The organism is Stenotrophomonas sp. SrG (assembly GCF_050031795.1).
Taxonomy (GTDB): domain Bacteria; phylum Pseudomonadota; class Gammaproteobacteria; order Xanthomonadales; family Xanthomonadaceae; genus Stenotrophomonas; species Stenotrophomonas rhizophila_A.
Genome location: NZ_JBNBBE010000021.1, coordinates 31,572 through 49,781, shown reverse-complemented (window position 1 = coordinate 49,781; position 18,210 = coordinate 31,572). Strand labels below are relative to the sequence as shown.

The following is an 18,210-nucleotide window of genomic DNA, read 5'->3' as shown; positions in this document are numbered from 1 at the left end:
ATGCTTACGGTGCCACGGGCACCAGCTGCTGCGCGATGAAATTACGCTTGGCGTCGAAGTCATAGCCCATCTGGATGCTTCCCAGGTCGGGGCAGGCGTGGCACTCGCGAAGTGGCGTGCGGTACAGCAGGCGAACGCCGCCGCCGTCCAGTGGGGCGGTGCCCGCCGCCTGCGCCGGGGCGAAAGGTGTCGCCTGCGGATCGGTGGCCAGCAGCGCCTGTACGGCCGGGTCGGCGCGCAGCGTGTCGTCCAGCTGCACATTGTCCACGTCAATGCGCTTGCCGCTGGCATCGATCAGCCGCGTGCCTTCGTTGGTGTTGGCGCGGAACGGGTAGTTGACGGTCGCCACGCCGACACCATCCTGGTCATGCCAGGCGACCACATGGGCCAGCTCGCCGGCACTGCTCAGCTGCTCGGCGGCGGTGACGGCATCGTCACTCGCACCCCCGGCCAGCATCGCCTTCATCAAGCACTCGCGGGTGGCCGCGGCTTCGCCCTGGCGGCAGGCATTGAGGTCGCCACTCCAGACCACCGCGTTGCTCCAGCGCAGGGTGCCGTTGGCGGGTGATTGAGCGGTGGGGGTGTTGGCGGTGCCAGCAGGTGCTGCATCGGGCGCGGCGGCGGTCGGCTCGCGTTGGCAGGCGGTGGCGACCAGGACCACGCCGAGGGCAATGAACAAACAGCGGGAACGGCGCATGGTGAATACCTCGCAGCAGTAACCGGGGCAGTAACTATCGTCAAGGGGCGGTTAATTGCGCGTGGGCGCGGCATACTTGGCCGATCATGAGACCGCAGGAGTTGATCGACGTGGCCAGTCTGCAAGGGAAGACCCTATTCATCACCGGCGCATCGCGCGGTATCGGCCTAGCAATTGCGTTGCGCGCTGCGCGCGATGGCGCCAACGTGGCGATCGCCGCCAAGTCTGCGGTCCCCAATCCGAAACTGCCGGGCACCATTCATAGCGCCGCCGAAGCGGTCACCGCTGCGGGGGGGCAGGGCCTGGCACTGAAATGCGACATCCGCGATGAAGACCAGGTGCGCGCGGCGGTGGCCGCCGCCGTGGATACCTTTGGTGGCATCGACATCCTGGTCAACAACGCCAGCGCGATCTGGCTGCGCGGCACGCTGGATACGCCGATGAAGCGGTTCGACCTGATGCAGCAGGTCAATTCGCGCGGCAGCTTCCTGTGCGCGCAGGCCTGCCTGCCGCACCTGCTGCAGGCGCCCAACCCGCACATCCTCACCCTGGCGCCGCCGCCGAGCCTGGACCCGAAGTGGTGGGCCCCGCATACCGGTTACACGCTGGCCAAGATGGGCATGAGCTTCGTCACGCTGGGCCTGGCGGCAGAGTTCGGGCCGCAGGGCGTGGCCGTCAACGCGCTGTGGCCGCGCACGGTGATCGCAACTGACGCAATCAACATGATTCCCGGCGTGGACGTGGGCGGCTGCCGCACACCGGAGATCCTGGCCGACGCCGCGCATGCGGTCCTGACCCGCGAGGCGGCAGGTTTCAGCGGAAAGTTCCTGCTGGATGATGAGGTACTGGCCGAAGCCGGCATCACGGACTTGACCGGCTATGCCGTAGATCCGACGCGCCCGCTGATGCCCGATCTGTTCCTGGATTGATCGCGCGTCACGGCGTGCTCCGTTTTGGCTGTCGCCATCGTCCTGCGCACGAAAAATGCGTGGAGCCACGCCGCGCCCCATGACGGATGGGCGTCACTTTGATGAGCGCCTTGCCATGCGCCAGGGAAAATCCGCGTCAGCTTGGGGCACGACGCCGGTCACAGACTGTTGACAAACGTCATGACCATTTCCCTGCGACGTTCAGCCACATTCTCGAGAACACGAAGATTGTTCTCGGCGGCGATCAGTCCGTTCATCGCCCGCTCTTTGGCCACGGTCGCCACGTGCAGCATCTCATCGCGCGATTCACCAGGTGGGACGGCTTCAAGCACATCACGCTCCCATTGATTCGTGCGGTCGAGCGCGGCCCGCGCGTCAATCACCGTGGTCCGCGCCTCAATCACGGCCGAATTGTTCACCGTGATCGGCGCAGCCGCAGAGGGAGCCAAGGCGGCCGAGGTCGATTCGACGCGTGAACTGGCCAGGGTGCTCGACGAGTACAGGGGGGACTGAGTGGAAGGATGGGCAGCTTGCATGACTTCGGCGGGCACGTATCAACGGGCGCATAGTGTCCGCTGGAGAGTGGCAATAGCCTTCCAGATTCTGATCATTTTGAATCAAGTCGTGTCCCGGGCCGGGGCAAGGCATGTTGAGCTTTTACCTTCGCACACTCTTTTGGCACACCTTGGTATTCGTAGTGCCACGCCATGCGTGGCAATCGCACGCAGCGCGGCAAAGCGTCCGCAGACGCAGGATTTCAGTTGCCAACGCGCCTCCGCCGCCTACCCAGGACGCAGCCGCCTGCCCGACGTCATGACCCCAATACGAAGAGCAGCCACGCAGGGCGTGGCTCTACGTGTTCATCGGCTCCGGCAGGCTCTCACCGCACTGGCGGCAATGCTTCGCATCCGGCTCATGCCCTTCCAGCCCGCATGCCGGGCACCCGCGCGCATCGCGCTTGGACGCGCGCTCGGCATCGCGCATGGTATTGGCCAGCTCCGCGGTGTAGATGCCGGTGGGCACGGCGATGATGCTGTAGCCGATCAGGATCAGCACCGAGGTCACGAAGCGGCCCAGTACCGTCTGCGGCACGATGTCGCCAAAGCCCACCGTCGCCATCGTCACCACCGCCCAGTACATCGCGCTGGGAATGCTGGTGAAGCCATGGTTCGGCCCCTCGATCACGTACATCAGGGTGCCGGCGATGATCGTGATGGTGATCACCGTGAACAGGAACAACAGGATCTTGCGCCGGCTGCGCCACAGCGATTCCATCAGCACGCCGCTTTCTTCGATGTAGCGGGTCAGTTTGAGGATGCGGAACACGCGCAGGATGCGCAGCGCACGCACCACCAGCAGGCTCTGCGCGCCGGGGATGAACAGCGACAGGTAGGTGGGCAGGATCGAGGCCAGGTCGATGATGCCCCAGATGCTGAAGGCATAGCGCAGCGGCCGCTTCACCACCACCAGCCGCAGCAGGTATTCGGCGGTGAACAGGATCGTGAACCCCCACTCGACCACGTACAGCCAGCTGGCGTGCTCGATGTGGAAACGCTGCACGCTGTCGAACATGACCACCAGCACGCTGGCGATGATGGCGTAGACCAGCAGCAGGTCGAAATTGCGCGACGGCCGGGTGTCGTGGCGGTAGATGATGTCGAACCAGGTCCGGCGCCAGCCGGAGTCGGTGGCGGGGTTCAGCTGGGGGGCGCGCAGGGGGTGCATGGGCCGCATTGTGCCCCAGCCGGTGGAGGGGGAGAATGGACCCCCTTCCCGGACCCCTCGGACCCCTGACCGCCATGACCGCTGCTGCCCCCGATCCGCTCCTGTCCCTGTCGCATTACTACCTGCCGGTGTACAAGCCGCGCCAGGTGGTGCTCGAACGCGGCCAGGGCGCCCGCGTCTGGGACAACCAGGGCCGTGAGTTCATCGACCTGGCCGCCGGCATTGCCGTGTGCGGCCTGGGCCACAACGATCCGGACCTGAAGGCCGCGCTGATCGAGCAGGCCGGCAAGCTGTGGCACACCAGCAACGTGTTCTACAGCGAACCGCCGTTGCGCCTGGCCGAGGAGCTGGTCACCGCCTCGCGCTTCGCCGAGCGCGTGTTCCTGTGCAATTCCGGCGCCGAAGCCAACGAAGTGGCGATCAAATTGGTGCGCAAGTGGGCCTCCTCGCAGGGCCGTCCGGCCCACCAGCGCGTCATCGTGACCTTCCGTGGCAGCTTCCATGGCCGCACCCTGGCGGCGGTGACCGCCACCGCACAGCCGAAGTACCAGGAAGGCTACGAGCCGCTGCCCGGTGGCTTCCGCTATGTGGACTTCAACGATGAAGTGCAGCTGGAAACGGCGATGGCCGCCGGCGACGTCGCTGCGGTGATGCTGGAGCCGATCCAGGGCGAAGGCGGGGTGATGCCGGCCAAGCCGGGCTTCATGAAGCGCATCCGCGAGCTGTGCGACCAGCACAACGCGCTGATGGTGCTCGATGAGATCCAGGTCGGCATGGGCCGCACCGGCACCCTGTTCGCGCACTGGCAGGACGAGATCAAACCGGACATCGTGACCCTGGCCAAGGCGCTGGGTGGCGGCTTCCCGATCGGCGCGATGCTGGCGGGGCCAAAGGTGGCGGAGACCATGCAGTTCGGTGCGCACGGCACCACTTTCGGCGGCAACCCGCTGGCGGCGGCGGTGGCGCGCGTGGCGCTGCGTAAATTGTCGTCGCCGGAGATCGCGCGCAACGTGAGCCGCCAGTCGCAGGCGCTGCGCGATGGGCTGGGGAAAATCAATGACGAGTTCAAGGTGTTCAGCCAGGTGCGCGGCCGCGGCCTGATGCTGGGCGCGGTGCTGGACAAGGATTTCGCCGGGCAGGCCGGGGCGATCCTGGATCATGCTGCCGAGCATGGGCTGTTGACGCTGCAGGCGGGGCCGGATGTGCTGCGGTTCGTGCCGGCGTTGAACATCAGCGATGAAGAGATTGCCGAAGGCCTGAAGCGGTTGCGGGCTGCGGTGCAGTCGTTCATCGCGTCGCGTTGAGGAAGGGCCGCCGACTGACGGTGCCGAGTAAGAGCAGCCGACTAACAGTCGGCTCTACACGTCGGCTGCCCTGCATCAGGCATTGATGCCGAAACGGTGCATGAGCTTGCCGAAACTACGGCTGTCGTTCGCGGTATCGGCTTGCAGCCCGGCCAGGCGCGCGCCGCGCACATTGACGAACAGGTCGTCGACGAACAGGGTGCGGGTGGGACGTGCGTCGAGCCGTTCCACCGCTTTCAGGAACACCGCCGGGTCTGGCTTGCGCCCGCCCAGTTCGCCACTGCACAGGATGCGCCCTTCCAGCATCGGCGCCAGCGTAGGCAGGATGCGTGGAATGGTCTGCGCCATCAGTGCGCCGTTGTTGGTGAGGATGGCGATCGGCATCACCTGCGCGATGCGCTGCACGCGCTCGACCACGCCGGTCTGCGGCGGTGAGGCGGCGATGCGCGCGTCCTGCCATTGGGCGAGGCTGATGGTCACGCCGAGTGCATCGCCCAGTTGCTGCAGGTAGCGCGTGCTGTCCAGCCCCAGATCGAACTGCTGTTCCAGTCCGCTGTCGAACAGTGCCACGTGCACCTGTGCGGGCGTGCATCCGCAGGACTCGGCCAGGTGGCGCACACGCAGGTGCCGCGCGTAGTTGACCAGCACGCCATCGAAATCCAGCAGCAGGCAGTCCAGGGCAACCGGCATGTTCCACTCATGTGCGAAGCGACAGCCGACGTTACCGCACTGTCGGGGTTCGCTGCGACATCCCGTCGCACCACGACGTTGGTAGAGCTGCCTAGAATTGCAGTGACTGTAGGATGGAGAACGCCGTGAAACTGTTTGTCCCCATGATCCTGGCAGGGTTGGCATTGGCGCCCGTCGCACAGGCACGCGTGTGTGCGGTCAGCATCGACAGCACCGACCAGATGAGCTTCAGCAGCAAGGAGATCAAGGTGGCCGGCGACTGCAGCCAGGTGAAGCTGACCCTGCGCCACACCGGCAAGCTGGCGGCCACGGCGATGGGGCACAACTGGGTGCTGACCCAGGCGGCGGACTACCAGCCCGTGGCGATGGCCGGCATGCGGATGACGCTGGCCGACAGCTACCTGCCGAAGCAGGATCCGCGTGTGCTGGCACATACGGCGGTGATCGGCGGCGGGCAGAGCACCAGCGTGACGTTCCCTACCGCAGCATTGCGCAAGGGCGGGGACTACACGTTCTTCTGCTCGTTCCCCGGGCACTTCGCGATGATGAAAGGCAGGTTTGTGTTCGGCTGATGCCGAACACAATCCTCCGGGCTGCTCAGCCCTTGGCGACCTTGAACGCCTCGCGCGCCGCTTCAATCGTTGCGTCGATGATGCTGTCATCGTGCGCGCTGGACAGGAAGCCGGCCTCATACGCCGACGGCGCCAGGAACACTCCGCGCTCGAGCATCGCGTGGAAGAAGCGGTTGAACGCGGCGGTATCGCAGGCCGTGGCCTGGGCGTAGGTTTCCACCTTCTGGTCGGTGAAGAACAGCCCGAACATCGCGCCCACCTGGTTGGTGGTGACCGCTACACCCGCATCGGCCGCTGCAGTTTCCAGCCCGGCGCACAGGCGCGCGCTGGCCGCCGAGAGGCGGTCGTGGAAGCCCGGTTCCTGCACCAGTTCCAGCATCGCCAGGCCCGCGGCCATGGCCACCGGATTGCCGCTCAGCGTGCCGGCCTGGTAGATCGGGCCGGCCGGAGCGATCTGCGACATCAGCTCGCGGCGGCCGCCGTAGGCACCCACCGGCATGCCGCCGCCGATGATCTTGCCGAAGGTGGTCAGGTCCGGGGTGATGCCGTAATGCGCCTGCGCGCCGCCCAGCGCCACGCGGAAGCCGGTCATCACTTCATCGAAGATCAGCACCGTGCCGTACTGCGTGCACAGCGCGCGCAGGTGCTGCAGGTAGCCGTCGCGCGGCGGAATGCAGTTGGCGTTGCCTACGACCGGTTCGATGATCAGGCCGGCGATGTCCGCGCCCTGCTCGGCGAACAGCGCGGTGGCCGCTTCGAAATCGTTGTAGGGCAAGGTGAGGGTGAGTTCGCTCAGGCCGGCCGGCACGCCCGGCGAGGTCGGCACGCCCAGGGTCAGCATGCCGCTGCCGGCCTTGACCAGGAACGAGTCGCCGTGGCCGTGGTAGCAGCCTTCGAACTTCACGATGCGGCTGCGGCCGGTGGCGCCGCGCGCCAGCCGGATCGCCGACAGGGTGGCTTCGGTGCCCGAATTGACCATGCGCACCATCTCGCACGAGGGCACCAGCCGGGTCAGCGTTTCAGCCATGGTCACTTCGGCCGCGCACGGCGCGCCGAACGACAGGCCGTTGTTGATCGCGTGCTTGACCGCCTGGCGCACGGCGCTGTGGTTGTGGCCGACGATCATCGGGCCCCACGAGCCCACGTAGTCGATGTAACGGTTGCCGTCGACGTCGTACAGGTACGGGCCGTCGGCGCGCTCGACGAAGAACGGCTCGCCGCCCACCGACTTGAACGCGCGCACCGGCGAATTGACGCCGCCCGGAAGCAGTTCCTGGGCGCGGGTGAACAGGGCGTGGGACTGGTCGTGCTTCATGCGGAAGGGTCCTGGAAACAAGCAAGGTAAGCGTGCAGGGTGGCCACCGGGTCATTGGCGGCGAAGACGCTGCTGACCACGGCCATTAGATCGGCGCCGGCGGCGATGATCGGGCCCACATTGTCCGGCGTCAGCCCCCCGATCGCCACCCGCGGCACCCCGAGTGCGGCGCTTTGCCGCAGCAGGTCCGGGTGGGCGCGGCTGCTGGTGACCTTGGTGGTGGTCGGGAAGAAGGCGCCAAAGGCAACGTAGCTGGCCCCGGCGGCCAGCGCCCGTTCGGCGTTGGCCAACTGGTCGTAGCAGGAAGCGCCGATGATGGCGGCCGGGCCGAGCAGGGCGCGCGCGGCGCCGATGTCGCCATCGGTGCCGCCCAGGTGCACGCCGGCCGCGCCGACCTCCAGGGCCAGGGCCGGGTCATCGTTGATGATCAGCGGCACGCCGTGCGCGGCGCACAGGTCCTGCAGGGCAAGCGCCTGCTCGCGGCGCAGCGCGTCGCTGGCGGTCTTGTTGCGGTACTGCAGCCAGATGGGGCCGGCCGCCAGCAGCGGGGCCACGCGGTCCAGCAGGCGGGCGGTATCGGCCTCGTCGGGGGTAATCAGGTACACGCCGCGCGCGGGCACGGCCGGGGAAGCAGGGAGCGTCATCGATGGCTACCGGTAGAACGGCGGGAGTGGGACAATGGCCTATGACCGTACTGCCCAACGCCTGATTATCCGATGACCGACGCCACCGCCACCACCTTCCGCACCTGGATGTGCGTTGTCTGCGGCTTCATCTACAGGGAAGTGGATGGCCTGCCCGAAGAGGGCATCGCCCCAGGCACCGCGTGGGAAGACGTGCCTGACACCTGGACCTGCCCGGACTGCGGCGTGACCAAGGACGATTTCGAGATGGTCGAGATTGATTGACCGGTAGCGTTAGCGGGTAGAGCCGACTGACAGTCGGCTCTACCCGGCGGTCGTCCCAGGATCAATGCAGCCGCGGTACCCGCCCCCCCATCTCCACCAGCTTCTCGCGCACCCACTGCGCATCATTGGCCTGGCCGTTGCGCTGCAGGTACAGCGCCAGGTCCTGGCGTGCGCCGGCCTGGTAATCCAGCTGCAGGTAGGCCAGGCCGCGGTCGCGCAGGGCATCGTCCTGTTCCGGGGCCAGCTTCAGCAGGCGGTCGGCACTGCGCGCGGCGCGGTCCCACTCGCTGCGCTCCACATATACGCCGTGCAGGTTGCGCAGCATCCGCATCAGGATCGCCCGCGCCGGGGCCGCATCCAGGATCTGCGCCAGCACGCTGTCATCGGGCACTTCGCCGCCCAGGTGCGAGCGCGCGCGTTCGCGCAGCTCCTCCACGTCCAGCGGCCGCCCGCCGTTGAACGGGTCCATCACCAGCATGCCGTCGTCCACCGGCAGCCGCACCAGGAAATGGCCGGGGAAGGACACGCCGTCCAGCGGAATGCCCAGCCGCCGGGCCACTTCCATCTGCACCATGGCCAGGGAAATCGGGTTGCCCAGCCGGCGTTCGAACACCTGGTTGAGGTAGCTGTTACGGGGGTCGTAATACTCGCCATGGTCACCGCCATAGCCCAGTTCATCGAACAGGTGGCGATTGACCGCCGCGATCTTGAGCGGCCAATGCTCGATCGTGTCCACCTCGGTGCGCAGGTGGTCGGCGTGGCTCTGCACCAGCGCGTCATAGACCTGCGGGTCCAGGTCGGGGTATTCGTCGCGGGCGATCAGCAGCGCCGTGGGCAACAGCGGCAGCGCCTCGTCGTCCAGTTCGGCCAGGGAGTCCCACGCCGGCAATGTCATTGGCGCCTGCATGGACACAGACTGGCGACAAACGCGGCCCGATTCAAGCGGGATCGCGTGAAAACTCCGGGACTGGCGGGGCGTGCCCGCCAGCCCGGTTCAGGGCTTGTCAGCGATACCCGGGCCGAAGGTCAGTACCGCGCCATCCTGCAGGCCCAGCTTCTCGGCCTGGCCGGCGTTGAGTTCCAGCACGTAACGGGCCGGGCTGCTGCTGGGGTAGGGCGGGCAGCGGTCGCCGGCCGAACACGGCGGCACATCGCGCTGCTGGCTCACCAGGCGACGCTGGTCATCGAAATACAGGATGTCCAGCGCGATCTTGGTGTTCTTCATCCAGTACGCCTGCAGCTCCTGGCGGTCGTGCACGAACAGCATGCCGTGGTCGGCGGGCATCTCGTCGCGGAACATCAGGCCGCGCGTGCGGCTTTCATCGTTGGTGGCCAGTTCCACCTGGTAGCGGGCCCCGCCCAGTTCCACCCAATGGCTGGCACCGGCGCTGGCACAGCCGGACAACGTGAGCAGCAACAGCAGCGGGAGCAGCAGGCGAATGAAGGGCATGGGCGGTCCTCGCAGAAGAGCCGGCACGGGCGTGCCGACGGTGGATATCAGAACACCATCGGCGGTTCACCGCCAACAATGACCACATCGGCCGGGCGGCGCGCGAACAGGCCCACGGCGACCACGCCGGGCAGCTGGTTGAGCTCGCGCTCCAGCGCCACCGGGTCGGTGATCTGCAGGTGGTGGATGTCCAGGATCTGGTTGCCATTGTCGGTCACCACGCCTTCGCGCCAGGCTGGCTGGCCGCCGGTCATGTCCATGATGCGGCGGGCGATCAGGCTGCGCGCCATCGGGATCACTTCCACCGGGAGCGGGAATCTGCCCAGCACCGGCACCTGCTTGCTCGGGTCGATGATGCACACGAAGCGCTCGCTGGCCTCGGCAATGATCTTCTCGCGGGTCAGCGCGGCGCCACCGCCCTTGATCAGGCACTTGTTGCCGTCGCACTCGTCGGCGCCGTCCACGTACAGCGACAGGCCGCCGGTGTGGTTGAGTTCCAGCACCTCGATGCCGTGCTGCTTCAGGCGCGCGGTGCTCTGCTCGGAGCTGGACACGGTGCCCTTGATGCGGTGCTGGATGCGGGCCAGGCCGTCGATGAAGTAGGCAACGGTGGAGCCGGTGCCGACCCCGACGATCATGCCGTCTTCGACGTATTCGAGGGCTTTTTCTGCGGCGAGGCGTTTGGCTTCGGACATGGCGGGAAACTCGTGAAGGAAAAGGTCAGTGTTTTTCGAGCGACAGCAGCAGCTTCCACTGCGCGGCGGTCACCGGCAGGATCGACAGGCGGTTGCCGCGCGCGATCAGGGGAAACCCTTCGCCCAGTGCGTCGGCATGCAGCTTGATCTCGTCCAGCGAAATGGTGTCGCGCAGCTTGCGCTCGAAGGCCACGTCCACCAGCAGCCAGCGTGGCGTTTCGCGGGTGGCCTTGGGATCGTAATAATCCGATTTCGGATCGAACTGGGTGTCGTCCGGATACGCCTCGGTGGCGACCGTGGCGATTCCCACGATGCCCGGCACCTTGGTGTTGGAGTGGTAGAACAGGATGCCGTCGCCGACCTTCATGCCATCGCGCATGAAGTTGCGCGCCTGGTAGTTGCGCACGCCGTTCCAGGGTTCCTGGCCCACGCGCTTGAGGTCATCGATGGAAAAGGCGTCCGGTTCGGACTTCATCAGCCAGTAGCGCTTGCGTGCGGTCATGCGTCGTTCTATCGGGGAAGGTACGTGGTGGTGTCGGTACAGATCGCATCCACGCTGACGTCCCATGGCTGCACGGGCAGCTCATCGACCTGCTGCACCGAAAACCCGACGCCGGCCAGCCACGGCGGGGCCGGGCGCTGGTTGCGGAATGCGAAGCTGCGATCATACCAGCCGCCTCCCATGCCCAGCCGCCGGCACTGCGCGTCGAAGCCCACCAGCGGGGCTACCACCAGCCTCATCTGGTCCGGCGCGAGGGTGTCGCCTACGGCGATGTCGGGTTCTGGAATGCCGAAGCGGTTGCTGGACAGCGGCTGGCCCGGGCGCCACGGCGCGAAGCGCAGCGTGTCGCCGGCCAGCACGGGCAGGCAGTAGACGGCGGTGTCGGGCAGACGCATCTGCCAGCGGTGCAGCGCGATTTCGCCATCCAGTGCCCAGTACCCGGCCACGAAGCCGTGGGTGGGCGCGAAGGGCAATGCAAGCAGGGCATCGGCAAGCAGTTCGGCGGCGGCCAGCCGCTGCGCGGCGGGAATGTCTCGGCGGCGTTGGCGCAGCTGCTGGCGCAGTGCGGAGCGCGGGTCGGTCATGCCTGGGTCCGTTGGGGCCGGATAAAACAAGAGCGACGTTCCAGTGGAACGTCGCTCTTGCAGGAATACTGCATTCTCCGCGGTGACGATGCGTGCGAAACGACCTTGAACCCGGGGTTCAAGTGGGTACGCTGGGCCTCCATTGGGCTTCCCGCTACAAGGCGGACCTGCACTCCCGGCGACGTCGCGCACCCGTGGTCGTAATTAAGGGACAAGGCGAATGTTTGCACACGCCGTCGTTCACAGCAGAGAACGCATGGCCATTATAGCCAACCGGACCGGATCGGATACCCCGTTCGTCGGTCCAATTACGTGCCAATTCAGAACAATGAAAAACGCGTGCAGTTCAGCCCGCGTCGAGGGCCCGGTCCAACCGCCTGTTCAGATCGGCCAGCGTCTGCTGCAGGGCGACCCCTTGGCGCGCATGGTCGTCGCGCAGCTGCTGCAGTTCATGCGCCAGGTTCAGCGCGGCCAGCACCGCGACGCGGTCCACGGCGGCCATGCGGTTGCTGCCGCGGATCTCGCGCATCTTGGCGTCCAGCAGGCGCGCGGCGGCGGTGAGGCTTTCGCGCTCTTCGGCGCCCACGCCCACGGTGTATTCGCGGTCCAGGATGCGGACACTGACCGGTTCGGTCTGGCTCATGTGTGCTGCTCCAGGCTTTTGAGCCGGGTGATCATCGCTTCCACCCGCGAGCGCGCCTGCTCGTTCTTGGCCAGCAGCTGCGAGCGCTCGTTGACCAGCTGTTCCTGCTGGTGGCGCAGGCTGCGGTTTTCCTCGGCCAGGCGCTGGTTGCGGTCCAGCAACGCCTCCACCCGGGCGGCAAAGGCCTGCAATTGGGCGATGGCATCGGCGGGTTCCATGTCCGGCACGATAGGCAAGCGGGGTGGAGCCGGTCAAGCTAATAATGACAAGGGGCGGATTGATACACTGTGGCGCTGCCAACCCAGGGTTGCCGGCGGCGCCGCCGACCCACCAGATCGAGCCCCAAGATGACCGAACTTCCGAGTGTCAACGACGTAAACCAGGCCAGCCAGGCGGCCGGCCTGGGCGCTACTGCCGCGGAGCTCCACGGAGGCCTGTGCGGCTGGCTGGCGGCCGGCGGCGCGCCGGTGCCCGAATGGCCGGCCCGTGTGCTGGCCGACGACAACCTGCCCACCCCGACCGCAGGCGATGCGCTGGACCGGCTGCTGGGCGCCAGCGTGGCGCAGCTGGAGGACCGCGATTTCGCCTTCGAGCTGCTGCTCAGCGACAGCGATGACACCGCCGCGCAGGCCGATGCGCTGTTCACCTGGGCGCGTGCGTTCCTGGGCGGCTTCGGCCTCGGTGCGGGCCAGCAGCGTCCCACCCTGTCCGAAGAAGGCGAAGAGGCGCTCAACGACCTGGCCAAGCTGGCCCAGGCCTCGAGCGAGGATTTTGAAAGCGGCAACGATGACGACGAGGACGCGCTCGCCGAAATCGAAGAGTTCATCCGCGTGGCGGTGCTGATCCTGCACGGTGACTGCGTGATGGCCGTGCGCCACCGGCAGCGCCTGAACTGAGATGGATATCCGCGAGTTGACCGGCATCACCGCGGCCGAATACGCGGGGCGCCGCCAGGCGCTGATGGAAATGGCGGGCGATGACGCCATCCTGGTGCTGCCGGCCGCGTCGGAGCGGGTGCGCAGCCTGGATACGCACTATCCGTTCCGGCAGGATTCGGACTTCTGGTACCTGAGCGGCTTCCCGGAGCCGGATGCGGTGCTGGTGCTGATTCCTGGCCGCCGCCACGGCGAAGTGATCCTGTTCTGCCGCGAGCGCGACGCCGACCGCGAAGCCTGGGATGGCGCACGCGCCGGACAGGAAGGCGCGGTGGCGCAGTACGGCATGGACGATGCGTACCCGATCGACGATCTGGACGACATCCTGCCGGGCCTGCTGGAAGGGCGCTCGCGGGTGTACTACCACTTCGGGCGCGACGCCGAGTTCGACCTGAAGCTGATCGGCTGGGTCAACCGGGTGCGTTCGCAGGTGCGGCATGGCGCGCAGCCGCCGCATGAATTCCTGGAACTGGGCCACCTGCTGCACGAGCAGCGGTTGTTCAAGTCGAGCGCGGAAATCGCCCTGATGCAGCGCGCGGCCGACATCACGGTGCAGGCGCACCGGATGGCGATGCGCGCGGCGCGGCCGGGCATCCACGAGTACGAGCTGCAGGCGGACCTGGAGCGCGAGTTCCGCGCCAATGATGCGTGGGCAGCCTACGGCAGCATCGTGGGTACCGGCGCCAACGGCTGCATCCTGCATTACCGCGCCAACAACGCGCGCAGCCGCGATGGCGAGCTGGTGCTGATCGATGCGGGCGCCGAGTACCGCGGCTACGCCAGTGACATCACGCGCACGTTCCCGGTAAATGGTCGCTTCACGGCCGAACAGCGCGCGCTGCACGATCTGGTCGGTGCGGCGCAGGCGGCAGCACTCGCGCAGGCCAAGCCGGGCGTGCCCTACGAGGCGGGCCATCTGGCGGCGGTACAGACGCTCACCGAAGGCCTGCTGCGGCTGGGCCTGCTCACCGGCACGCTGGAAGAAAACATCGCCGACGGCCATTACCAGCGTTTCTACCGGCACAAGACCGGGCACTGGCTGGGCCTGGACGTGCACGACGTGGGCGACTACCGCCTCGCCGGCGATTCGCGGCTGCTGGAACCGGGCATGGTGTTCACCATCGAACCGGGCCTGTACATCAGCGCCGACGACCGCAGCGTGGAAGCGCGCTGGCGCGGCATCGGCATTCGCACCGAGGATGACGTAGTGATCACCGACAGCGGGCATCACGTTCTGACAGCTGGGTTGGCGCGAAGTGCTGATGAGATTGAAGCGGAGATGGCTTCTAGTCGCTGACTGCAGGGTTTGCGCTTAGAGCAGCGTTTCGGTTGCTACGTGCCGGGGAGGCCGACGGGCAGCCCCTTACGGGACACGCCGTAAACCGCCCTCCGGGCCCCGGCCCAGCCGCCAGCGGCTGTGCGTTCAGTCGCACGCGAGGCAGTGCCTCGCAAGCAGTGCGCCTTCACCCATGGGGGCTTGGCAAAAACATCCATGTTTTTGACAGTCCCTACAGGGGCTGCCCGCCGGCCTCCCCCGACAGATGGCAGCGTGCGGATGGCAAGAGCAGACACGCATGGCGTGCCCCTACGCGGCGGGTGCGCGAATGGGGTTGAGGCCGGTTATGCGGCGGGTACGTGAATGGAGCTGGGGGCGGTAGCGTCGGTTCCCAAACGACGGCACGGAACACCACCTCGTCCGTTGACGCATGAAAACGATCGGCACTGCCGTTGATCTTCCCGTGGCCCCCAACACACCGCCGGCCCAGCTCAGGCCATGCGATGCTCACCGGCTGCTCGCCAAAATGCATGAAGCAGCCGGGCAACAGCCCGGCTGCATGGGCAAGCGTCGATCAACGTTACGCCTTGGCGAATTCCGGCCGGGTCAGGTTGTCCGCATCGCCGTCGGTGCACAGCACTTCATCTTCAACGCGGATGCCACCGTAAGGCCTGAAGAAATCCACGCGAGCCCAGTCGATGCTGTCGCCCTGGCCGCGCTGCTTCACTTCGTCCAGCAGCATGTCGATGAAGTACACGCCCGGTTCGATGGTGACCACCATGCCCGGTTCCAATGCGCGGGTCAGGCGCAGGTACGGGTGGCCTTCCGGGCGCTCGACGCGGCCGCCGCGGTCGCTTGCCGCGAAGCCGGCCACGTCGTGGACCTGCAGGCCGATCAGGTGGCCCAGGCCGTGCGGGAAGAAGGCCGCGCTGACGCCGGTGGCCAGCGCCGCCTCCGGCGAGACCTTCAGCACCCCGAAGTCCTTCAGGATGCCCATGAGCGACAGATGCGCATCGATGTGCAGCTGCTTGTAATCCACGCCCGCCCGCACGCCGGCACCCATTTTCTGCTGGGCCGCATCGACCGCATCGATCATCGCCTGGAACTCGTCGTGGCCGGCGGCCGCATACGTGCGCGTGATATCGCTGGCGTAGCCGTACGCGCTGGCGCCGGCGTCGATCAGGAAGCTGCGCAGCGGCTGCGGCGCGCTGCGGCCCAGGTCGGTGTAATGCAGCACCGCAGCGTGTTCGTTCAGCCCGATGATGTTGCCGTAGGGCAGCTCGTTCGCATCCTGGCCGACCGCGCGGCAGTAAGCCATGTGAATCTCGAACTCGCTGGCACCGGCGCGGAACGCCGCCTCGGCCGCGCGGTGGCCGCGCACGCCCAGCTGCTGGGCCTGGCGCATCAGCGCGATTTCATACGCCGTCTTGTACGCCCGGTGCCAGTCCAGGTAGTGGATCACCGGCTCGGGGTTGTTCGGGGTGAACGCGCCCAGCGCGCTCTGCGGCTCGCCCAGGATCGCGCAGCGCGCCGCATCGCGTGGCAGCAGCGCCAGCGCCTGGTCCGGCGTGCGGATGATCTCGATGTCGAAGTGTTCCACCCACCAGCCGTTCGGCGCATCAGGCACCACGTGCCAGTAATCGAACGGCTGGTGGAAGATCACCTTCGGGCGCTGGCCCGGCGTGTATACCACCCAGCTGTTGGGCACCTTGGTCAGCGGCAGCCAGGCCTTGAAGTTCGGGTTCACCGCGTACGGGTAATCGCGGTCATCGAAGGCCTGGTAGTGCAGCGTGCCGCTGGGAATCACCAGGTGGTCGAAGCCGCCGCGCGCCAGCGCCTCGTCGGCGCGTTGGCACAGCACGCGGACATGATGGGAATACAGGGCGGCGAGGTCGGGCTGGTTCATCGCGGAAGCTCACAGGGCAGTGCGGAATGCAGCCCCTGATTCTGCCGCAATCAGCCCGTGCGCGCTGTGCCGGAACCGGCACTCACACCGCCGAAGATTCCTCGGCGATCCAGGCGCGTAGCTGGTCGCGGTGCTCGCGGCTCAGTGTGAGGAAGCGGAAGCCCGCCCAGGACTGGCCCGGCGCATTGCTCTGTTCGATCCACAGCAGGTGCGCCCCCACGTCCACCTGCACCGGTTGGCCGTTCGGCCCCTGGATGGCGAAGCGGAACTGGTAGTTGCCGTCCGGCGTCAATGGCACCGAACAGATCATCAGCATGCCGGTTTCGGACACATTGCCCAGCCGGCCGATCACCGCCTCGGCCATCGTGTCGGTCACCGGCACCTGCTCGGCCACCTGGCGGCGGGGCGCGCGGCGGGTGTCGTCGTTCATTCGTCAGTCTCTGCAGTGGCCGGGGTGCCGGCCAGCGAGCGCAGGGTGCGCAGCGTGGCCTGCCAGGCGCGGTCGATCAGGCGGCTCTTGCCCTCGCTGACCAGGCGCGCCTGCCCGTGCACCATCAGCCGGGCCAGGCTGTCCAGCGAATGCTCGGCCACCTTCTGCCCGCGCGGATTGACGAACAGCGCGTTGTCGGTGATCAGGCTGTACCAGGACAGCCGCTGGCGGCGCATGTCGCCCTGCTGGTTGGTGGTGAATTCGAACCAGGTGCCGAACGGCAGCGTGCGCAGCTGGCGGTAACAGTCTTCCTCGGCAGGGCTGCGCGCCAGCGGCGCCTCGCGCCGGGCTTCGGTGCCTTCGGCCTGCTCCCCCAGCCGGGTGCGCGCACGGATGCGCGCGGTCAGTTCGGTGCGTGAGCTGCTGTCGTCTTCACCGCCCGGGGTGGACAGCCGTCGCGCGATCGCCGCCGCTTCGTCGTGGTGGTAGCCGACCTGCAGCAGTGCCGCTTCGACCTGCTCGCCGAGCTGGGTATCACTCCCGGCGCTGCCGGGTGGTTGGCAGGTGACCTCGGCGATGCGTGCGGTTTCCTGCTCGCGCGCCTGCCATTGCTCGGAGCCTTCGCCGCTGCGCAGCAGGGTCAGGGTCAGCACGTCCGACCAGGCCTGCTTCAGCAGCGACTGCACGAACCGCGGCGGCGCGGTCTGCGCGCACAGCTGTTCGATGCTGGCGCCGGCCTGCTGCTTGGCCGATTCCAGCCGTTCCTTGCCGCGCGCCGCTTCCACGTGGCGGCGCTCGGCCAGCTCGGCCTTGTGCGCCAGGGCCCGGAAGTGCTGCTGGATCTCGTCGTTGGCCGCTTCGAAGACCGCCGCATCGCCCTCGTAGTCGGTGACCACCTTGTCGACGGCGCGGTCCAGCTTCTGCACCAGCTGCGGGTCGACATCCTCCTCGCCCAGCCAGTTGGCGCCGGCTTCGGCCACCGCGTTGAGCAGCTCGCGGGCCGGGTGCTGGTCGCGCACGAAGAAGGCCGGGTCGGACAGTGCCGCGCGCGCCACCGGTACCTGCAGGCGGGTGAGCAGGTCCACGGCGGCCGCGTCGGGGCGGACCTCGCGGTGGATCTGCCCGTACAGCATGTCCAGCAGGTCGAAGGTGTCGGTGTCCTTGACCGTCAGCGCGGCCTGCGGGCCGTGGTCGGCGCGCATCTGGGCGAGCAGGGCGTTGTGCAGGTCGGCCATGCTGCGGCGCACGCCGGCCGACTGCGCCTGCAGCTTGGCCAATGTGGCGTGCAGGTTGCCGCTGGAGATCGCGACCGGTTCCGGGCGCTCACCTGCCGCCGCAGCCTCCGGATGGGGCGACGCCCCGGCAGCGGCCTGCGCTCCCTCAGCCCCCCCGGTGGCAGGGCCGGCGGCGGTACCGGGCTGGCCCGGCGCCATCGGAATGCCGGCGCCCAGACCCGCGGCACCCTGGGTGTGGCGGGCGGCGTCCAGAAGGTGGTGCAGGGCCGACAACGCCGGGGCATTCATGTCGACCGCGGCTGCGTCCGCAGGCGGTACAGCGGCGGCCGGCTGCCCAGGGGCCGGCGCCGGCGGCGCCATCTGGCCGATCACCTCGCTGGTCATCGCCGCCCAGCTGCCGCTGCTGGCAGAACA

Annotated in this window: 21 protein-coding genes, 1 other RNA gene and 1 pseudogene; 6 read left to right on the top strand and 17 right to left on the bottom strand. The window is 67.5% G+C overall.

Annotated features, from left to right (window positions below; translation table 11 throughout):
* Positions 1-4 precede the first annotated feature (4 nt).
* Positions 5-697 carry a hypothetical protein gene (locus ACQG3P_RS17055; RefSeq protein ID WP_426805711.1) on the bottom strand — a complete coding sequence of 231 codons (693 nt, stop codon included), beginning with the start codon at positions 695-697 and terminating at the stop codon, positions 5-7.
* A gap of 86 nt (positions 698-783) precedes the next feature.
* Between ACQG3P_RS17055 and ACQG3P_RS17050 the strand changes: the two genes are divergently transcribed.
* Positions 784-1,626 (top strand): SDR family oxidoreductase, encoded by an 843-nt coding sequence (locus tag ACQG3P_RS17050; RefSeq protein ID WP_426805710.1) that lies wholly within the window; start codon positions 784-786, stop codon positions 1,624-1,626.
* A gap of 158 nt (positions 1,627-1,784) precedes the next feature.
* Here the strand turns inward: ACQG3P_RS17050 and ACQG3P_RS17045 are convergent, their stop codons facing one another.
* Both ACQG3P_RS17045 and ACQG3P_RS17040 read right to left on the bottom strand, forming a co-directional pair.
* Positions 1,785-2,177 (bottom strand): hypothetical protein, encoded by a 393-nt coding sequence (locus ACQG3P_RS17045; protein WP_426805709.1) that lies wholly within the window; start codon positions 2,175-2,177, stop codon positions 1,785-1,787.
* A 301-nt stretch (positions 2,178-2,478) separates the two neighbouring features.
* Positions 2,479-3,351: an ion transporter gene (locus tag ACQG3P_RS17040; RefSeq protein WP_426805708.1), complete on the bottom strand. Its 873-nt coding sequence runs from the start codon at positions 3,349-3,351 to the stop codon at positions 2,479-2,481.
* 74 nt (positions 3,352-3,425) lie between these two features.
* On the opposite strand from ACQG3P_RS17040, the gene ACQG3P_RS17035 reads away from it, so the two are divergent.
* The gene (locus tag ACQG3P_RS17035; RefSeq protein ID WP_426805707.1) at positions 3,426-4,655 is read left to right on the top strand and encodes an acetylornithine transaminase; all 1,230 of its coding nucleotides are present in this window, start codon (positions 3,426-3,428) and stop codon (positions 4,653-4,655) included.
* 75 nt (positions 4,656-4,730) lie between these two features.
* Here ACQG3P_RS17035 and ACQG3P_RS17030 read toward each other — a convergent pair whose 3' ends face one another.
* Complete coding sequence (locus ACQG3P_RS17030; RefSeq protein ID WP_426805706.1) at positions 4,731-5,345, bottom strand: HAD-IA family hydrolase; 615 nt, start codon at positions 5,343-5,345, stop codon at positions 4,731-4,733.
* A 125-nt stretch (positions 5,346-5,470) separates the two neighbouring features.
* On the opposite strand from ACQG3P_RS17030, the gene azu reads away from it, so the two are divergent.
* Positions 5,471-5,917: an azurin gene (gene azu, locus ACQG3P_RS17025; protein ID WP_426805705.1), complete on the top strand. Its 447-nt coding sequence runs from the start codon at positions 5,471-5,473 to the stop codon at positions 5,915-5,917.
* A 25-nt stretch (positions 5,918-5,942) separates the two neighbouring features.
* Here azu and hemL read toward each other — a convergent pair whose 3' ends face one another.
* Together hemL and thiE are read right to left on the bottom strand one after the other, a co-directional pair.
* The gene (gene hemL / locus ACQG3P_RS17020; protein ID WP_426805704.1) at positions 5,943-7,232 is read right to left on the bottom strand and encodes a glutamate-1-semialdehyde 2,1-aminomutase; all 1,290 of its coding nucleotides are present in this window, start codon (positions 7,230-7,232) and stop codon (positions 5,943-5,945) included.
* Positions 7,229-7,876 (bottom strand): thiamine phosphate synthase, encoded by a 648-nt coding sequence (gene thiE, locus ACQG3P_RS17015; protein ID WP_426805703.1) that lies wholly within the window; start codon positions 7,874-7,876, stop codon positions 7,229-7,231. Before thiE ends, hemL begins: the two co-directional genes overlap by 4 nt.
* A gap of 72 nt (positions 7,877-7,948) precedes the next feature.
* Here thiE and ACQG3P_RS17010 point away from each other — a divergent pair, with 72 nt between their 5' ends.
* Positions 7,949-8,140, top strand: a complete 192-nt coding sequence (locus ACQG3P_RS17010; protein WP_068853901.1) for a rubredoxin — start codon at positions 7,949-7,951, stop codon at positions 8,138-8,140.
* Positions 8,141-8,201: 61 nt separating this feature from the next.
* Here the strand turns inward: ACQG3P_RS17010 and ACQG3P_RS17005 are convergent, their stop codons facing one another.
* The 8 genes from ACQG3P_RS17005 to ACQG3P_RS16970 all read right to left on the bottom strand — a co-directional run bounded on the left by ACQG3P_RS17005 (position 8,202) and on the right by ACQG3P_RS16970 (position 12,232).
* Positions 8,202-9,047, bottom strand: coding sequence for a SirB1 family protein (locus ACQG3P_RS17005; RefSeq protein WP_068853900.1), 846 nt, complete (start codon positions 9,045-9,047; stop codon positions 8,202-8,204).
* An 87-nt stretch (positions 9,048-9,134) separates the two neighbouring features.
* Positions 9,135-9,590, bottom strand: coding sequence for a DUF192 domain-containing protein (locus ACQG3P_RS17000; protein ID WP_426805702.1), 456 nt, complete (start codon positions 9,588-9,590; stop codon positions 9,135-9,137).
* A gap of 47 nt (positions 9,591-9,637) precedes the next feature.
* Complete coding sequence (rpiA, locus tag ACQG3P_RS16995) at positions 9,638-10,285, bottom strand: ribose-5-phosphate isomerase RpiA (RefSeq protein WP_093533643.1); 648 nt, start codon at positions 10,283-10,285, stop codon at positions 9,638-9,640.
* Between the two features lie 25 nt (positions 10,286-10,310).
* Positions 10,311-10,787 carry an EVE domain-containing protein gene (locus ACQG3P_RS16990; RefSeq protein ID WP_068853897.1) on the bottom strand — a complete coding sequence of 159 codons (477 nt, stop codon included), beginning with the start codon at positions 10,785-10,787 and terminating at the stop codon, positions 10,311-10,313.
* An 8-nt stretch (positions 10,788-10,795) separates the two neighbouring features.
* The gene (locus ACQG3P_RS16985) at positions 10,796-11,371 is read right to left on the bottom strand and encodes a 5-formyltetrahydrofolate cyclo-ligase (protein WP_426805701.1); all 576 of its coding nucleotides are present in this window, start codon (positions 11,369-11,371) and stop codon (positions 10,796-10,798) included.
* A gap of 70 nt (positions 11,372-11,441) precedes the next feature.
* Positions 11,442-11,626, bottom strand: a non-coding RNA gene (gene ssrS / locus ACQG3P_RS16980) — 6S RNA.
* Positions 11,627-11,717: 91 nt separating this feature from the next.
* A complete protein-coding gene (locus ACQG3P_RS16975; RefSeq protein WP_068853895.1) occupies positions 11,718-12,014 on the bottom strand; it encodes a cell division protein ZapA in 297 nt (98 codons plus the stop codon).
* Complete coding sequence (locus tag ACQG3P_RS16970) at positions 12,011-12,232, bottom strand: TIGR02449 family protein (RefSeq protein ID WP_068853894.1); 222 nt, start codon at positions 12,230-12,232, stop codon at positions 12,011-12,013. Before ACQG3P_RS16970 ends, ACQG3P_RS16975 begins: the two co-directional genes overlap by 4 nt.
* 129 nt (positions 12,233-12,361) lie before the next feature.
* On the opposite strand from ACQG3P_RS16970, the gene ACQG3P_RS16965 reads away from it, so the two are divergent.
* Together ACQG3P_RS16965 and ACQG3P_RS16960 are read left to right on the top strand one after the other, a co-directional pair.
* The gene (locus tag ACQG3P_RS16965; protein ID WP_068853893.1) at positions 12,362-12,910 is read left to right on the top strand and encodes a UPF0149 family protein; all 549 of its coding nucleotides are present in this window, start codon (positions 12,362-12,364) and stop codon (positions 12,908-12,910) included.
* Between the two features lie 7 nt (positions 12,911-12,917).
* Positions 12,918-14,246, top strand: coding sequence for an aminopeptidase P N-terminal domain-containing protein (locus ACQG3P_RS16960; RefSeq protein WP_184127220.1), 1,329 nt, complete (start codon positions 12,918-12,920; stop codon positions 14,244-14,246).
* Between the two features lie 559 nt (positions 14,247-14,805).
* Here ACQG3P_RS16960 and pepQ read toward each other — a convergent pair.
* The 3 genes and pseudogenes from pepQ to ACQG3P_RS16945 all read right to left on the bottom strand — a co-directional run.
* The gene (pepQ, locus tag ACQG3P_RS16955; protein ID WP_426805700.1) at positions 14,806-16,131 is read right to left on the bottom strand and encodes a Xaa-Pro dipeptidase; all 1,326 of its coding nucleotides are present in this window, start codon (positions 16,129-16,131) and stop codon (positions 14,806-14,808) included.
* Between the two features lie 82 nt (positions 16,132-16,213).
* The gene (locus ACQG3P_RS16950) at positions 16,214-16,561 is read right to left on the bottom strand and encodes a PilZ domain-containing protein (protein ID WP_068853891.1); all 348 of its coding nucleotides are present in this window, start codon (positions 16,559-16,561) and stop codon (positions 16,214-16,216) included.
* Positions 16,558-18,210: pseudogene (locus tag ACQG3P_RS16945) on the bottom strand (DUF1631 family protein); the annotation flags it as partial. The gene ACQG3P_RS16950 and the pseudogene ACQG3P_RS16945, both read right to left, overlap by 4 nt.

Bases quoted from the DNA above. Each gene is read 5' to 3' on its own strand.
- ACQG3P_RS17000 (WP_426805702.1), bottom strand. From the start codon at position 9,590: ATGCCCTTCATTCGCCTGCTGCTCCCGCTGCTGTTGCTGCTCACGTTG.
- pepQ (WP_426805700.1), bottom strand. From the start codon at position 16,131: ATGAACCAGCCCGACCTCGCCGCCCTGTATTCCCATCATGTCCGCGTG.
- ACQG3P_RS17030 (WP_426805706.1), bottom strand. From the start codon at position 5,345: ATGCCGGTTGCCCTGGACTGCCTGCTGCTGGATTTCGATGGCGTGCTG.
- ACQG3P_RS17005 (WP_068853900.1), bottom strand. From the start codon at position 9,047: ATGCAGGCGCCAATGACATTGCCGGCGTGGGACTCCCTGGCCGAACTG.
- ACQG3P_RS17050 (WP_426805710.1), top strand. From the start codon at position 784: ATGAGACCGCAGGAGTTGATCGACGTGGCCAGTCTGCAAGGGAAGACC.
- thiE (WP_426805703.1), bottom strand. From the start codon at position 7,876: ATGACGCTCCCTGCTTCCCCGGCCGTGCCCGCGCGCGGCGTGTACCTG.
- hemL (WP_426805704.1), bottom strand. From the start codon at position 7,232: ATGAAGCACGACCAGTCCCACGCCCTGTTCACCCGCGCCCAGGAACTG.
- ACQG3P_RS16990 (WP_068853897.1), bottom strand. From the start codon at position 10,787: ATGACCGCACGCAAGCGCTACTGGCTGATGAAGTCCGAACCGGACGCC.
- ACQG3P_RS17040 (WP_426805708.1), bottom strand. From the start codon at position 3,351: ATGCACCCCCTGCGCGCCCCCCAGCTGAACCCCGCCACCGACTCCGGC.
- ACQG3P_RS16985 (WP_426805701.1), bottom strand. From the start codon at position 11,371: ATGACCGACCCGCGCTCCGCACTGCGCCAGCAGCTGCGCCAACGCCGC.
- ACQG3P_RS17035 (WP_426805707.1), top strand. From the start codon at position 3,426: ATGACCGCTGCTGCCCCCGATCCGCTCCTGTCCCTGTCGCATTACTAC.
- ACQG3P_RS16950 (WP_068853891.1), bottom strand. From the start codon at position 16,561: ATGAACGACGACACCCGCCGCGCGCCCCGCCGCCAGGTGGCCGAGCAG.
- ACQG3P_RS16970 (WP_068853894.1), bottom strand. From the start codon at position 12,232: ATGGAACCCGCCGATGCCATCGCCCAATTGCAGGCCTTTGCCGCCCGG.
- ACQG3P_RS17010 (WP_068853901.1), top strand. From the start codon at position 7,949: ATGACCGACGCCACCGCCACCACCTTCCGCACCTGGATGTGCGTTGTC.
- rpiA (WP_093533643.1), bottom strand. From the start codon at position 10,285: ATGTCCGAAGCCAAACGCCTCGCCGCAGAAAAAGCCCTCGAATACGTC.
- ACQG3P_RS16975 (WP_068853895.1), bottom strand. From the start codon at position 12,014: ATGAGCCAGACCGAACCGGTCAGTGTCCGCATCCTGGACCGCGAATAC.
- ACQG3P_RS16965 (WP_068853893.1), top strand. From the start codon at position 12,362: ATGACCGAACTTCCGAGTGTCAACGACGTAAACCAGGCCAGCCAGGCG.
- ACQG3P_RS17055 (WP_426805711.1), bottom strand. From the start codon at position 697: ATGCGCCGTTCCCGCTGTTTGTTCATTGCCCTCGGCGTGGTCCTGGTC.